The organism is Rhizobium sp. N122, from assembly GCF_002211295.1.
Lineage (GTDB): Bacteria > Pseudomonadota > Alphaproteobacteria > Rhizobiales > Rhizobiaceae > Rhizobium.
In genome coordinates, this window is record NZ_LOKU01000012.1 from 289,610 (window position 1) to 304,523 (window position 14,914).

The 14,914-nt window shown below is 61.2% G+C and carries 16 protein-coding genes; 9 read left to right on the forward strand and 7 right to left on the reverse strand.

Annotation, left to right across the window (positions count from 1 at the left end; genetic code table 11):
- Positions 1-9: 9 nt before the first annotated feature.
- From ATY75_RS11730 to ATY75_RS11760, 7 genes are all read right to left on the reverse strand, one after another.
- Positions 10-855, reverse strand: coding sequence for an MBL fold metallo-hydrolase (locus ATY75_RS11730; RefSeq protein ID WP_088937658.1), 846 nt, complete (start codon positions 853-855; stop codon positions 10-12).
- Between the two features lie 111 nt (positions 856-966).
- Positions 967-1,791 (reverse strand): TIGR00282 family metallophosphoesterase, encoded by an 825-nt coding sequence (locus ATY75_RS11735; protein WP_088937659.1) that lies wholly within the window; start codon positions 1,789-1,791, stop codon positions 967-969.
- Between the two features lie 3 nt (positions 1,792-1,794).
- A complete protein-coding gene (locus tag ATY75_RS11740; RefSeq protein ID WP_088937660.1) occupies positions 1,795-2,382 on the reverse strand; it encodes a 5-formyltetrahydrofolate cyclo-ligase in 588 nt (195 codons plus the stop codon).
- 116 nt (positions 2,383-2,498) lie between these two features.
- Complete coding sequence (locus ATY75_RS11745; RefSeq protein ID WP_088937661.1) at positions 2,499-3,197, reverse strand: hypothetical protein; 699 nt, start codon at positions 3,195-3,197, stop codon at positions 2,499-2,501.
- A gap of 55 nt (positions 3,198-3,252) precedes the next feature.
- The gene (locus ATY75_RS11750; protein ID WP_088937662.1) at positions 3,253-4,170 is read right to left on the reverse strand and encodes an NAD(P)-dependent oxidoreductase; all 918 of its coding nucleotides are present in this window, start codon (positions 4,168-4,170) and stop codon (positions 3,253-3,255) included.
- Complete coding sequence (locus ATY75_RS11755) at positions 4,167-4,991, reverse strand: glycosyltransferase (RefSeq protein WP_088937755.1); 825 nt, start codon at positions 4,989-4,991, stop codon at positions 4,167-4,169. The genes ATY75_RS11750 and ATY75_RS11755 overlap by 4 nt, the downstream gene beginning before the upstream one ends.
- A 267-nt stretch (positions 4,992-5,258) precedes the next feature.
- Entirely contained in the window at positions 5,259-6,479 is a 1,221-nt protein-coding gene (locus ATY75_RS11760; RefSeq protein WP_088937663.1) for an NAD-dependent epimerase/dehydratase family protein, read from the reverse strand.
- 164 nt (positions 6,480-6,643) lie between these two features.
- On the opposite strand from ATY75_RS11760, the gene ybgC reads away from it, so the two are divergent.
- The 9 genes from ybgC to tilS all read left to right on the forward strand — a co-directional run bounded on the left by ybgC (position 6,644) and on the right by tilS (position 14,909).
- Entirely contained in the window at positions 6,644-7,099 is a 456-nt protein-coding gene (ybgC, locus tag ATY75_RS11765) for a tol-pal system-associated acyl-CoA thioesterase (protein WP_088937664.1), read from the forward strand.
- 375 nt (positions 7,100-7,474) lie between these two features.
- Positions 7,475-8,194 carry a protein TolQ gene (tolQ, locus tag ATY75_RS11770; protein ID WP_003582115.1) on the forward strand — a complete coding sequence of 240 codons (720 nt, stop codon included), beginning with the start codon at positions 7,475-7,477 and terminating at the stop codon, positions 8,192-8,194.
- A gap of 18 nt (positions 8,195-8,212) precedes the next feature.
- On the forward strand, positions 8,213-8,668 hold the full coding sequence (gene tolR / locus ATY75_RS11775) for a protein TolR (RefSeq protein WP_003566333.1): 456 nt from the start codon (positions 8,213-8,215) through the stop codon (positions 8,666-8,668).
- A gap of 8 nt (positions 8,669-8,676) precedes the next feature.
- The gene (locus ATY75_RS11780) at positions 8,677-9,822 is read left to right on the forward strand and encodes a hypothetical protein (protein WP_088937665.1); all 1,146 of its coding nucleotides are present in this window, start codon (positions 8,677-8,679) and stop codon (positions 9,820-9,822) included.
- Positions 9,823-10,269 (forward strand): cell envelope integrity protein TolA, encoded by a 447-nt coding sequence (locus ATY75_RS11785; protein WP_088937666.1) that lies wholly within the window; start codon positions 9,823-9,825, stop codon positions 10,267-10,269.
- A gap of 21 nt (positions 10,270-10,290) precedes the next feature.
- Complete coding sequence (gene tolB, locus ATY75_RS11790) at positions 10,291-11,598, forward strand: Tol-Pal system beta propeller repeat protein TolB (RefSeq protein WP_088937756.1); 1,308 nt, start codon at positions 10,291-10,293, stop codon at positions 11,596-11,598.
- A 152-nt stretch (positions 11,599-11,750) separates the two neighbouring features.
- On the forward strand, positions 11,751-12,287 hold the full coding sequence (pal, locus tag ATY75_RS11795; protein ID WP_064840603.1) for a peptidoglycan-associated lipoprotein Pal: 537 nt from the start codon (positions 11,751-11,753) through the stop codon (positions 12,285-12,287).
- Between the two features lie 160 nt (positions 12,288-12,447).
- A complete protein-coding gene (gene ybgF / locus ATY75_RS11800) occupies positions 12,448-13,437 on the forward strand; it encodes a tol-pal system protein YbgF (protein WP_088937667.1) in 990 nt (329 codons plus the stop codon).
- 11 nt (positions 13,438-13,448) lie between these two features.
- Positions 13,449-14,909 carry a tRNA lysidine(34) synthetase TilS gene (gene tilS, locus ATY75_RS11805; protein WP_088937668.1) on the forward strand — a complete coding sequence of 487 codons (1,461 nt, stop codon included), beginning with the start codon at positions 13,449-13,451 and terminating at the stop codon, positions 14,907-14,909.
- Positions 14,910-14,914 lie beyond the last annotated feature (5 nt).

Here is a 14,914-nt window from a genome sequence, read left to right on the forward strand (position 1 = left end):
GGGCCTCTTTTACTGCACACCTTTCAGGACATAGATCAGCGGCTTTTTCGGCAGACTCCGCAGGGAGACGGTGATACTGTCATCGGGCGCGTTGGCGACGTCGAAATCCTTGCCGAACATCGAGATGAAGGCTTCGACCGGCGGGCCGCGCCGATGCATCGGCAAAATCAACGACGAGCGCAGCCGCTTGATGACGCGGCTCATGCTGTCGGCGCCCATGGTCAGGCCGCCATCGACCGGGACCATGACGACGTCGAGGCGGCCGATCTCGGTGTAATGGGCATCCGTCAATTCATAGTGCAGGTGGCCGAGATGGCCGATGCAGAGGCCGGCGATCTCGAAGATGAAAATGGAGTTGCCGTTCTCATGCGCTCCGCCGAGGCCGTAGCTGAAGCGGATATCCGTGGGGACATTGCGGATATAGGCATCGCCGACAACGAGATTGATGTTGGCCTTCTCGCCCGGAATCTCGCTCCAGCCATGCAGTACATGTTTGATGCCTGGATCGGGCGCCAAGGTGAAGTGGGTCGTGTGCGCCTTGTTCATGGTCACGACATCCGGCATCGTCGCCGGCCTGTACCAGCCATTATAGTCTGTCGCGATGACGATGCCGCCAGGGGTGTCGATCTCGAAGGTGGAATGGCCGAGATACGTGAGCTTGACCTCTTCGCCCTCGGAAACGGCAGGCGTCAGCGGCGCGGCGCTGGAAAAGCTGGCGAAAATTACCTTCGGGATAGTCTCGGCGATCGCCTGGCACTGGCTGATGGGCGTTCGCTGTTCCTGCGTCCCGGCAGGACCGGCCGCGGCGAAGACCGCAAGGCATGCGATAGCGAGGACGAGATATTGCGGCTTCATGCCAGCCCTCCGGCGCTCTACCACTTTGAATTGGCGGCGGGAGGATGCGGCATGAGGTCGCAGCGGTCCAGACTAGGAATGCTCACGATTGCGTGTTGGCTACACGAGAGGCTAGCGCCAGAACTCCGGCACCGTCTCGGCCAGCCGCGGTCCGAGCCGGAGCGGCGCGATCTTTTCGGCCAACCCCGTGCTGTCGGAAATCTCCACGCCGACGCCGCAGATCGTCGCCGGCCCGCTCGCCGCTTCCATGCGGCCCTTCGGCATCTTGGAGATGAAGCGGTTGAGCGGCTCTTCCTTATCCATGCCGAGCGAGGAATCATAGTCGCCGCACATGCCGGCATCCGACATATAGGCGGTGCCGCCGTTCAGGATCTGCGCGTCGGCTGTCGGCACATGCGTGTGGGTGCCGACGACGAAACTGGCGCGGCCGTCGACGAAATGGCCAAAGCACTGCTTCTCGCTGGTCGCTTCCGCATGAAAATCGAAGATGATCGCATCGGCCTGCTCCTTCAGCGGGCAGGCGTCGAGAATCACTTCCGCCGATTTGAAGGGGTCGTCGAGTTCCGGATGCATGAAGACCCGGCCCATGACGTTGGCAACGAGCACGCGCGCGCCGTTTCTGGCATAGAACAGCCCGGAGCCGCGGCCGGGCGTGCCTTGCGGATAGTTGGCCGGCCGCAGGAATTGATCGTGCCGCCCGGCAAAAGCGACGGCTTCCTTCTGGTCCCAGACGTGATTACCCGTCGTCACCACATCGGCGCCGGCATTGATCGTTTCCAGAAAGATGTCCTCGGTGATGCCGAAGCCGCCTGCGGCATTCTCGCCGTTGACGACGACGAAATCGAGTTTGAGGTCGGAGATCAGGCCGGGCAGGCGGTCCCAGACCGCCGTGCGTCCCGTCTTGCCGACCATGTCACCCAGAAAAAGCAGCCGCATTCCCTATCCAATCCAAGAGGCAAAAAAGCGAAGGCCGCTTTCTGTCAGGATGGCATCCAGGCTTATGTCATGCGGCTCGTCCGGCACATGTGCCACTTCCTGGCAGTCGAATGCAATGCCGATCAGCTTGGGATGCAAGCCTTTTTGCCTCAGCCGGCTGATGGCGCGGTCGTAATGGCCGGCGCCGTAGCCGATGCGGTGGCCGCGGGCATCGAAGGCTGAAAGCGGCACCAGCATGATTTCCGGATCGAGTATGGCGGCATCGTCGCCCGGGCCGACCGTGCCGAAACCGGTATCGACAAGCGGGGCACCCTCCGCCAGCTCGCGAAAGACGATTGTCTGCCGGTCGAGGATCGCCGGCACGCAGAGCCGCGCACCGCGCAGGGCAAAGCGCGCCATCAGCGGCCGGAGATCAGCTTCCGAACGGATCGGCAGGAAGCCGGAGACGATTGTGCCCAGCGCAAAACCAACCGCCTCGCCGGCATGATCGGCCATCGCAAGGCTTTTGGCGGCGCGCTTCTCAGAAGAAATGGCGTCGCGCGCCGACAGTCGTTCATTGCGCAGCTGCGTTTTCAGTTCTTTCACGGTCATTCGATCCGCCGGATAGGAAAAGTTCAAGCGAGCATAGACGGCTGGATGTCCGATGCAAATGCCGGATGCGACAGCGCTGCGCCCGTTTCACGCCTGTCGGGGGATGCGGCCGAAGATCAGACGACGATGCTTGTCGGTATTGTCGCGGTGGCGATGGAGAAACCTGCCATATCTGGAATGGCGTTCACCCCGGTTTGCCGGTTCTGCTGGCGCAGGTCATGCATTGCCTTTTCGAGCAATTGCTTGAGATCGCGCACGACCGCCTTGAACTCTTTCATCGTGTCTCGATCATCGGCGGAGATGCCCGAGAATCGTGGGGCGTCTTCGGCCACGCTCTGATAGGCCTTGCGGGCGCTGGCGGCGGCGTCCGGTTCCTGTGCGCCGGCCTTTTCAACCGCGGTTTTTCCTGAGGTATCCGTCAGCGCAGCCTCAGTCGTCGCGGCCGTTGCATCCGTGGTTGCGTCCACCGAAGCGACGGCGGCCGGGCTGTCGGCCGCGACTGATGATGCGAATTCGGAGGCGGCGGTACCGACCTTGCGCGCCAGTTCGGCGGCCAGACGGGCAACCACCTCGGGCGGCATGTTGGAGCTGCGCAGCATCGCCAGCTGCTGCTTTGCCTCTTCCAGCTTGCGTTGCGCCTTCGTCTTGGCTTCGTCTTCGGAATTCGCCGAGGTCTGCCGCATCTGTTGCAGCGTCTGGGCGCTGCGCTGCAGCTTCAGCACACCCTGATCGGTCTCGTTTCCGGTGGCAGATATGGCCGCCGTCGAAGACGTGCCGCGCAAGATGATGGAGGCAGACGTGGTTGCGACCTGCATGGACAATCCCCCGATAATTCGGGTCCCCGATTGCAATTGGTCGTATCTTGCAACGTCAGACTTGTGTGGACCTGTGTTCCGGAGGTGTCGGGAGCGCCGCGGCGAGTTGGTGCATCGCCTCCTCGAACAGTGCGGCTCCGCCCGGCGTCCAGCCGAGCGCACCGATTTTCGCCGTGCTCATGGGATTGAGTGCCGTCCTGTCGGCGGGGGGCGGCAGCATGTGCCGACAGCCGGTCTCGCGCCGGATAGGCGAAAGGATATCGCGCGTGTCGACCGATATGTCCGAGACGTTGAAGACCTCGCCGGAGATGCGGGTGCTGTCCGTCTCCAGCATCAGCCGTACCGCACGCCCGAGGTCGCGGCCGTGAACCTCCGTTCCCGCACGCGCAACGACCGGCCGGCCGGCGAGATAGTCGGCGATGAGGCCGTCCCATTTGTTGGGCGAGAGATCGCCGTAGACGCCAGTCGCCCTCAGGCTTACGCCGGCAAAACCCGGCGTCGAGAGGTGGGCCAGCGCGCGTTCGGCATCGAGTTTGACTTGGCCGTAGAGCGTTTCGGGCTTGGCCAGCATCGTTTCCGCAAGCTCGGTTCCGGCAGGATGTTCGCCATAGGCGGCACGGCTTGAGATGAAGACGCAGCGGCGCGTGCCGGCGCGTTTGGCGGCGTCGAAAAGCCGGACGCTGCCGTCGAGATTCAGCCTGTGAAAACTCTTCGGATCGTCGCCCTCGCCGCCGCGGTATTTGCCGGTGATATGGCTGAAAGCGGCATGAACGAAGAAATAGGCGTCGTCGAAGATATCGATCTGATCCTTGTCGGGATCGAGCGAAAGCGCTGCGAACTCGACTGGGCGGGAGAACAGGCGGGGCGGTGGCGCCCGGCGTCCGCCGACGATCACCTGATATCCGGCAGCCAGCAGTTCCTCGACGACATAGCGGCCGACGAGACCCGTTCCGCCAGATACCAATACCTTCATGCTGCCCCTTCCGGATTGTCCAGCGCCGCGATCTCGGGCACATCGCCGTTGTCGTGGAAACGGTGCCACAAATCGATCAAAGGTTGTAGCCGCGCTGCCTTGGGATGATTCTTTTCCCACGGTTTTTCATATTGGTAGTGCAGGATCGAAATGCTCTTCCAGTCCCAAAGCTCCGGCATGGTGAACCATACATATTGCAGCATGTTGAAATAAACCGGCAGGCCGTGCCAATCCGGGAAGAACGTCTGGAGAAAGGTCTGATCGGTGCGCCGCCAGAAGGTGTCCGGCCTGTCGAGGCTTTCGAGCATGTGCCGAAATGTGTCATGCGATGGGGTGGCGACGAAGACGCCGGAATTCATGCGGTGGAAGTCGGTGAGGCTTTCATAGACATTGGGCGCGGCTGAGAATTCCGGATAGAGGAAAAGCCTGTCGATGTTCTTCAGCACCAGGGCATCGGCGTCGATGAAGACGCAGCGTTCGTATTCGATGAGCTGCCACAGCCTGAGCTTGCAGAAATTGTCGAGCGGCGAATGAAAATCCGGCTTGCGGCCCTTGGTGAAGGGGGCTGCCGAATGGAGCTGGCCGCGCGCATGGCGTTCGTTGAAGGCGGCAGACAGCGGCAGGTGCTCGACTTCGATCAGGCGGCAGCCGAGGGTCGCGAGCGGGGCGAGGGCGGTTGCATCGACCCCGCCGGTGTGAAGGACGACGATGTCGGCGGTGGTGTCGGTGCGACGGAGAGAATTCGCCAGGGCGGTGGCGCCCTTGGCGTAGTCGGCGTTGGTGACGAGGGTGACGTAGGCGAATACGGACGAGCGGTTCATCGGGTTCGACTGCCTCGATATGTCTTGCTCCGGCGGAGGAGAGACGGCAAGGCGTTGCTGCATGTCTCTTCTCCCCAGCGGGGAGAAGGTGCCGGCAGGCGGATGAGGGGGTGAGCGCCGACAGGAGCGAGTGCGCCGAGCGCAAGCGAAGGGCAATGAAAGGCGTGCCGTGTGGCCCCCTCATCCGACCCTCCGGGCCACCTTCTCCCCGCTGGGGAGAAGAGGGAGCAAGCCGCGGCCTTTCTAGCCTTCGTCATCGCTCAGCACTCATGACACCGACTTCAGCCGTTTGCCTTCCGGATCGTGGTTGATCGTCGCGGCGATATCCCTGGTCCAGGCGGAGACGGCCGGCACGCGCGAGCGGTCGACGCGATAGGCGAATTTCTTTGCGACATCGACGATCTCGCCGAGCAGGCCTGTTTCCAGCGTGATCGGTTCGAGGCCGAGATTGCGGAATTTCTCGTTGTGAACGATCAGTTCGTTCTCGGCGGCTTCCTTGCGTGGATTGGGCAGCCAGGCGATGTCGGCGCCGCTGATCCCCGCGATCATCTGGGCAAGATCGCGCACCCGATGGATTTCCGTCATCTGGTTGAAAATTTCGACGCGGGCGCCGCGGGCGGGCGGATTTCTCAAAGCCAATTCGATGCAGCGCACCGAATCCTGGATATGGATGAAGGCGCGGGTCTGGCCGCCGGTGCCGTGCACCGTCAGCGGATAGCCGATCGCCGCCTGGATCAGGAAACGGTTCAGCACCGTGCCGTAATCGCCGTCGTAATCGAAGCGGTTGATCAGTTGCGCATGGCGGCGCGTCTGCTCGGTATGGGTGCCCCAGACGATGCCCTGGTGCAGGTCGGTGATCCTCAACCCGTCGTTCTTGGCGTAGAACTGGAAGAGAAGCTGATCCAAGCACTTGGTCATGTGGTAGATTGAGCCGGGATTGGATGGATAGAGGATCTCCTGGCTGACCGTCGCGCCGGCGGCGGTTTCGATGCCGACCGAAAGATAACCTTCGGGGATCGCCGCGCCGACAGTCGAATAGCCGTAGACGCCCATCGTGCCGAGGTGGATGAGATGGGCGTCGAGATTGAGTTCGGTCAGCGCGTTCAAGAGGTTGTGCGTGGCGCTGACGTTGTTGTTGACAGTGTAATTCTTGTGGCGGTCGCTTTTCATCGAATAGGGCGCGGCCCGCTGCTCGGCGAAATGGATGACGGCATCCGGGCGGTGTTCGGAAAGCCAGTTCTTCAGCAGTTCGTAATCCTTGGCGAGATCGATCAGATTGAAGTGGATGCGGCGCCCGGTTTCGGCATGCCAGATGCGGGTGCGCTCCTGGATCGAATCCATCGGCGTCAGCGACTGAACGCCAAGTTCCGTATCGATCCAGCGGCGTGAGAGATTGTCGAGGATATGAATGTCATGCCCGGCATCGGAGAGATGCAGCGACGTTGGCCAGCCAATGAAACCGTCTCCGCCCATAACCGCAATCTTCATCACATCGTCTCCTGATCTGTCGCTCAATACCGGGGATAGTTAGGAATTATGACAGGCATTCAATGCCTGCCGGCGGCACATCCAAAGCCTGCCGGTCGGGGCATTGAATGCTTGCCTGTGGGCAATCGTTGCGCCAAAGAGGGCACTTCAGTTTGGAGAAAATTATGACGGAGCGCCCTTTTTCCATTTCGGGAGAGCTGACCGAGGCCGGACACCGCCTCGTCCAGCGGGTCTATTACGAAGATACGGATTTCTCCGGCCTGGTCTATCACGCCCGCTACCTGCATTTCCTCGAGCGCGGCCGGACCGATTATCTGCGCTGCCTCGGCGTCGAGCAGCGCGAACTGGTCAGCGCCGACGAGGAGGGCCTCGTCTTCGTCGTCCACCGCATGGAGATCGATTTCAAGAGCCCGGCGCGCATGGACGACATGCTGACGATCCTGACCCACACGGAAAAAGCCGGCGGCGCCAAGATGGTGCTCAATCAGCAGATCCGCTCGGGCGGGACGCTGCTGATATCAGCCAAGGTGATCATCGCCGTCATCAACGCCAGGGGGCGGCCAAGGCGGCTGCCGGAAACACTGGCGGCGAAATTCCTGGAAGGCAGCACGCCGCTATAGCCGCGAATCACCCGGAATTCAGGCTTGTCAAAACTTGAGTTTTATGTGAAGGAATTCCCGCGCCGCAGGATGAGCGCTCTTTCGGCAGCCGGATCTTGCTCCGGTCAAGTAAACCATGGAACGAAATCTTCCAGACACAGGCTTACTGTCACAGTTCGTCACTAACGATCTATTAACCATAATAGTGTCTTACTGGGAAAGTCGGAGTTTGTGCGGTGCACGCCTTCCTTTGACCAAATTTGACGGCAAGAAGGCGGAAGATGAGCTTGGAAGCTTGACCAGGGCTTTGGGCGGCGGCCACCGGACACTTCTTGCGAGATCAATTTGTGCCGCCCGGTCCAGCACCGGGCGTTTGGATTCGGGGATTTTGGATCAATGGAACAAGTAGGATTGGCAGCAGCAACGACGGACGTCAGCCTCTGGTCGCTTTTCATGCAGGCCGGTATCGTCGTAAAGCTCGTTATGCTCGGGCTTATCGCAGCCTCGGTATGGACCTGGGCGATCGTCATCGACAAATACCTGGCCTATGGCCGAGCACGGCGCCAGTTCGACAAGTTCGAGCAGGTCTTCTGGTCCGGCCAGTCGCTGGAAGAACTCTACCGCTCACTGTCGGAACGCAACAATACCGGCCTGGCAGCGATTTTCGTGGCCGCCATGCGCGAATGGAAAAAATCCTTCGAGCGCGGCGCCCGTTCGCCGATCGGCCTGCAGATGCGTATCGACCGGGCGATGGATGTGACGCTGTCACGCGAATCGGAATTTCTCGGCGCTCGCCTCGGATCGCTGGCAACGATCGGTTCGGCCGGTCCGTTCATCGGCCTCTTCGGCACCGTCGTCGGTATCATGACATCGTTCCAGGCGATTGCCGGTTCGAAGTCGACGAACCTTGCCGTCGTCGCGCCCGGTATCGCCGAAGCGCTGCTTGCCACCGCAATCGGCCTCGTCGCCGCTATTCCTGCGGTTATCGCCTACAACAAGTTCTCTGCCGATGCCGGCAAGCTCTCGGGCCGCATGGAAGGTTTCGCGGATGAATTCTCCGCCATACTTTCGCGCCAGATCGACGAGAAGCTGCAGCCGCGCGCTGCAGCTCAGTAACCAGCGGAGTATACTGACATGGGTATGGCTGTTGGAGGCAATGGCGGCGGGGGCGGCGGACGCCGCCGTCGCGGCGGTCGGAACAAGGCCGTAATTTCCGAAATCAACGTGACGCCGCTCGTCGACGTCATGCTTGTGCTTTTGATCATCTTCATGGTCGCGGCACCGATGATGACCGTCGGCGTGCCGATCGACCTGCCGGAAACGCAGGCTAAGGCGCTGAATTCCGAGACGCAGCCGATCACCATCTCCGTCAAGAACGACGGCGAAGTGTTCTTGCAGGAAACGCCGATCCCGGCCGCCGAGATCGCCGCCAAGCTCGAGGCGATCGCCACTACCGGTTATAACGAACGGATCTTCGTGCGCGGCGACGCGACGGCGCCCTACGGCGTCATCGCCGACGTCATGGCCCGTATTCAGGGCGCAGGCTTCAAGAATATCGGCCTGGTGACGCAGCAGAAGAAGGACCAATAGCGTTCAAGATGAAGACCAGCGTCGTCACATCTGCTGTTCTGCACTGTCTGGTGCTTACCTGGGCGATGGTATCGCTCAGCGCGCCTGAATCCTTCAAGGTGGAGGATTTCGAGGCGATGCCGGTCGATCTCGTGCCGGTGGAATCCATCACCCAGATGCAGCAGGGCGACAAGAAGGCTCCGAAGAAGGAGACTTCCGCACCGGTGCCGACGACACGGCCGCCGATTGCGCAGCCGGCCGAGAATGCCGGCGACAACAATGTCGACCTGAAGACGCCGCCGGTGCCGAACGCCAAGCCCAGCAATAGCGAGGCTGCCGCGGCGAATTCGAGCGAAAAGCCGCTGCCGAAGATCGATCCCAAGCCGAACGACGTCAAGGAAGTCAACAAGGAAGAGACCGAGGTCGAGCAGCCGAAGGAAGTCGCTTCCATTCCGCCGCCGAAGCCCGTCGAAGTGACGCCGCCGAAGCCGGAGGAAAAGCCGCCGGAAGAACAGGCCAAGCCTGAGGAACCGCCGAAGCCGGATGCGGAAGCATTGCCGGACAAGGTGCCGACGCCGGTTGTCAAGCCGCAGGTGAAGCCGCCGGAACCACAGAAGCCCGCCGAAAAGCCACCGGAAAAGACTGCGGACCAGCCGAAGACCGCCGACACGCCGACCGACAAGAAGAAGGCGGACAAGAAGCAGGAAGTGGCGAAGTCCGCTTCATCGATGAAAAGCGATTTCAACGCCGACGAGGTCGCGGCGCTGCTGAACAAGACCGATCCTTCCGCCGGCGGCGCCAAGCGCTCGACACAGGAGGCCTCGCTGGGTGCAAAGAAGAGCAATAGCGGCTCGAAGCTCAGCCAAAGCGAAGAAGATGCGCTAAAGGGTTTGATCGAGGGCAACTGGCTAGTCACGCCCGGAATGGAAGGCGTTTCCGGCATGGTCATCAAGGTGCACTTCAAGCTCGACAAAGATGGAAACATTATCGGCCAGCCTGAGATCGAGTCTTCCGGCGGAAGCAGCACCGATTCAACGCGTCGTGCGCTGGAGAGTGGCGCTTACCGTGCCGTGATGAAATCTGCTCCCTCGTTCCGCACGACGCTTCCGATGGACAAGTATGACGTGTGGAACGAGGTCGTCCTTAACTTTAATCCCAGCGATATGGGAATTTAAATGCCGAGGAATCCATTCAATGTCGCGAAGTCTTTCGGACTGTACATCGCGCTGACAGGGATCGTCGGCTGCTCCATCTTTCCATTCAACGCGGATGCTGAAACGACCGGTCGAGCGAATGACAGTGCCACTCCGACGCATCTCACTGGGGCGGAGATCGATGCAATGCGGGATGCGATCGAAAATAACTTCTTTGTCGATGGCAGAATGAACGACGACGGCAATGTATATGCGACGATCCATATGAAGCTGGATAGAGACGGCCAGATTGTCGGCGTCCCTGACGTTAAGGCCAGTGGTGGAAGTGAGCGCACGCGGAAAAGCTTTGCCGCTGCCGGCGTTCGGGCAATTCGCCGTGCAGCTCCTTTTACAATGCTTCCAAAAGATAAATACGATGGCTGGAAGGAAGTCATTTTGAACTTCGACACCAGCGGTCCTACCCATTAGATGCTGAAAGGCTTGTTTGATATGGTCAAGTGTTCCCTCATCCGCGCTCTGATGGTCATTGCAGGCCTGATTGGGGCTGCAGCCTTTACGACCCCGGCGAACGCGTTGGTCACCCTTGACCTTCGAAAAGGCAATGTCCAGCCGATGCCGATTGCGGTGACTGACTTCCAGGGCGACATAGGCGCGCAGGTCTCGCAGGTCATCGCCGCTGACCTGCAGCGTTCCGGCCTGTTTGCCCCGATCAACAAGACGGCCTTTATCGAAAAGATCTCCAATCCGGATGCCGCGCCGCGCTTCGAGGACTGGAAGGTTATCAATGCCCAGGCGCTGGTCACCGGCCGGGTTACCAAGGAAGCGGATGGCCGCCTTCGCGCCGAATTCCGGCTCTGGGACCCGTTCGCCGGGCAGCAGATGACCGGTCAGCAGTTCTATACGCAGCCGGAGAACTGGCGCCGTGTGGCCCACATCATCGCCGATGCGATCTACAAGCAGATCACCGGCGAAGAGGGTTATTTCGACACTCGTGTCGTCTTTGTCTCCGAATCCGGCACCAAGCAGCAGCGCAAGCGCCAGCTGGCGATCATGGACCAGGACGGCTTCAACGTGCGGATGCTGACGGATGGCAGCGATCTCGTGCTGACGCCGCGCTTCTCGCCGAGCCGGCAGGAAGTCACTTATATGTCCTTTGCCAACCAGCAGCCGCGGGTCTATCTGCTGCAGCTGGAAACCGGGCAGCGTGAGGTGGTCGGCAATTTTCCCGGCATGACCTTCTCGCCGCGGTTTTCACCGGATGGTCAGAAGGTGATCATGAGCCTGCAGCAGGACGCCAATTCCAACATCTATACGATGGATCTGCGCTCACGCACGACGACGCGCCTGACCTCGACGGCTGCGATCGACACTTCGCCTTCCTATTCGCCTGACGGCGCGCGCGTCAGCTTCGAAAGCGACCGTGGCGGCAAGCCGCAGATCTACGTGATGAACGCCGACGGCTCGGGCCAGACCCGTATTTCCTTCGGTGACGGCTCCTATTCGACCCCAGTCTGGTCGCCGCGCGGCGATCTCATCGCCTTCACCAAGCAGGCTGGCGGCAAGTTTTCGATCGGCGTGATGAAACCGGATGGTTCGGGCGAGCGCATTCTGACGACCGGCTTCCACAATGAGGGCCCGACCTGGGCGCCGAACGGCCGCGTGCTGATGTTCTTCCGCCAGGCGGCAGGCTCAGGCGGTCCGCAGCTCTATTCGATCGATCTTACCGGTTATAACGAGCAGCTTGTGAAGACGCCGAGCTACGGTTCCGACCCGGCCTGGTCGCCGCTTATGGAGTAGGCGATGCGCTGCTGCCTTCATGTCGTCCCAAAGTCATGGAATCGAGCGACCAAGGGACAAATCAGTAATTCGTTAACCATGATTTTTGAGGGGCGGTTAACCGAGTGCGGTTACTGTCCGGAAACCCTGATGAACCCGCAAGGAGACCGGCCATGAGCCGAATTCATACCCCGGCAATGAGCCGCATGCAGAATTTCGCCCGCAACCCCGTCATGATCGCGCTTGTCGCCGGCCTCGCCCTTGCGAGCTGCGCCAAGAAGCCGCCGAACAGCGCCGGCGATCTCGGCCTCGGCGCGGGCGGTGCCGGTGGCTCCGCGACGCCGGGCTCGGCCCAGGACTTCACGGTCAATGTCGGCGACCGCATCTTCTTCGATACCGACTCCTCGTCGATCCGCGCCGATGCTTCGCAGACGCTCGACCGTCAGGCGCAGTGGCTCGCCCGCTACCCGAACTACCAGATCACCGTCGAAGGCCATGCCGACGAACGCGGCACGCGCGAATATAACCTCGCGCTCGGTGCCCGCCGCGCGGCTGCCGCCAAGGATTATCTCGCTTCGCGAGGCGTTCCGGCGCAGCGCCTGAAGACGATTTCCTACGGCAAGGAACGTCCGGTTGCCGTGTGCGACGATATTTCCTGCTGGTCGCAGAACCGCCGCGCCGTCACGGTTCTCGGCGGCGCCGGCATGTAATCTGCCGATTTCGTTTGCTTTCGGAAAGGCGGTCCTCTCGGGGGCCGCCTTTCTTTTTGACCACACTTTGGCCAGACTCCGTTGCTTTTTGACAGCAATTGGAAAAATCTCCTGTTCGTGCCATCGAGGTGCGAAGAATCACTGGGACAGGACGATACATATGAAGAAACTTGTCGTGGCAGGCATGCTGTGCCTCGCGGCTGTGACCGGGAGCGAACGGGCGGCCTATTCTGCCTCGTTCTTTGGGCTGCATCTCGGCGGCCGGTCCGCGGAAAACCAGTCGGCGCCGCCTGTTGTCAAGGTGCAGAGCGGCGATGCCGAGGTTCGCGTGCAGCAGCTCGAAGAGCAGCTGCGGCAGCTGAACGGCCGGATCGAGGAGATGAGCTTCCAGCTGCTGCAGATGCAGGAGACGATCCGCAAGCAACAGGAAGACAATGAATTCCGCTTCCAGCAGCTGGAGAAAACCGGCGGCGGCGGCGGCGGTGCCAAAGCTCCTGTCAAAAAGAGCGAGACCGATACCGCCCCGGCGGCTTCCGGCGGCGACGACGTTGCCAGAGTGATCCAAGCACCGCAGGGAGCCGAAACGGCTCCCTCCACCAATGTGCCCAGCAATAGCGGCCTCGGCCAGCCGCCGAAGGAACTCGGCTCGATCGATTTCGATCAGAACGGCAATCCGGTCGGCGGAACCGTCGATAAAAATGCGGGCGTGGGCTCCGGCCCTGTCCCCGATGCCAATCCCGGCGCGCCGCAACAGACTGCCTCGCTCGGCGGCGAGGCCGATCAGTACAAGGCTGCCTATGGCCACGTCTTGTCAGGCGATTACAGCACGGCCGAACAGGAATTCACCCAGTACATCACCCGCTACCCGAGCAGCGCGCGGGCCGCGGACGCCAATTTCTGGCTCGGCGAAGCACTCTATTCGCAAGGCAAGTACAATGAGGCGGCCAAAACCTTCCTCAATGCACATCAGAAATACGGCACATCGGAAAAGGCGCCCGAGATGCTGCTGAAACTCGGCATGTCGCTTGCCGCGCTCGACAATACCGAGACGGCCTGTGCGACGCTGCGCGAAGTGTCGAAGCGTTATCCGAAGGCATCGCGTGCCGTCATAAGCAAGGTTGCGAGCGAACAGAAGCGCCTCGCCTGCTAAGGTCTTCCGGCATGTCTCCGGAAGGCTTATCGCCGCCAGAGGCGATCCTCCAGTTTCTCACGTCGCTTCAAAGCCCCGCACGCATTCTCGTCGCGATATCGGGCGGCAGCGACTCCACCGGCCTGCTTCTCCTTCTCGATGAAGCCGTGAAGGCCGCGCCGCATCTCAACATCTCCCTATGTGCTGCGACCGTCGACCATGCGTTGCGCGCCGGCTCCGCAGACGAGGCGCGAGACGTCGCAGCCCTCTGCACGTCGCTTGGCATTGCCCACACCATCATGACCTGGCGAGGCGACAAGCCGAAAACCGGCATCATGGCCGCGGCCCGCGAGGCGCGTTACGGCTTGCTCGCCGAAGCGGCGGAAGCGTTTGGCGCCGATCTCATCGTCACCGGACACTCATACGACGACCAGCGCGAAACACTTGCCATGCGCGGCGTGCGAACGGAACAGGTTTCATCAGGTATTGCCGATGGGGTGCTCTTCGACCGGCGTTTCTGGATTTTGCGGCCGCTCCTCTTTTCCAGCCGGGCCGATATCCGGGCTTTCCTCAAAGAGCGGGGCGTGGGGTGGATCGACGATCCGAGCAATGAAGATGTAAAGTACGAGCGTGTGCGGGTGCGCCGGCAGCTTTTGGCCGATGCCGGTGCCGAGAGGAATATTCGCGCTATTTGGAAAGAGCGACAGGCTCTTTCGGCCGAGGGAGCGGAATGGCTGGATCGTCATTTCAGGCTTCACGGCCGCCTGCTCGGGCAAGTGATGCCTGACGGGTTGCGCCAGGATCGCGCCGTTCTCGACTATGCGCTCGGCCGCCTGACAGCGGTTTTCGGCGGACAGCCGTTTGCGCCGGGGAGGGTACAGATGGAGCGCCTTCTCGCATTTGTCACCAGTGGGGAGTTGGGGCGGATGACTGTCGGCAGAGTGGTGTTCGACCTGAGGCGGGATGGGCTTTATCTCACGCGCGAGAGCCGGGGGATCGTGCCTTTGACTCTGCGTCCCGGGGAGACGGGGGTGTGGGACCGGAGATTTGAAGCCGCAAACCGCTCGGGAGTGACTATAAGGATAGAGGCGCAGGCCGCCCGCTCCTCCCTCATTCCTGTGCTTGTCACAGGAATCCAGCCACCGCGCGTCGGCGCGGTGAATGACTCTACAAAACAGGACGAGTCTTCTGCGCCCAAGGCCTTGGGCGCGCTGGATTCCTGTGACGAGCACAGGAATGAGGGAGGAGAGGGCAGGGGCCTGCCCAAGGCGGCATGGAAGCGGGCCGTCGCCTCAGCGCCGGCTTTTGCCGTCGAAGAAGTTCTTCTATCTCCAGAATCCGCCCGTCGGATCGACCTAACGCCCTATTTCGCACCCTTCGACCGCTTTTTGACACGATTTGATTTCATCTTTGCCAACAAGCTTTCGGCGGTTTTCGCGACGGCGCCCTATGCGAGGCCGCCTTTAAGAAGTATTGACGGAAAAACCATCTGACCTGG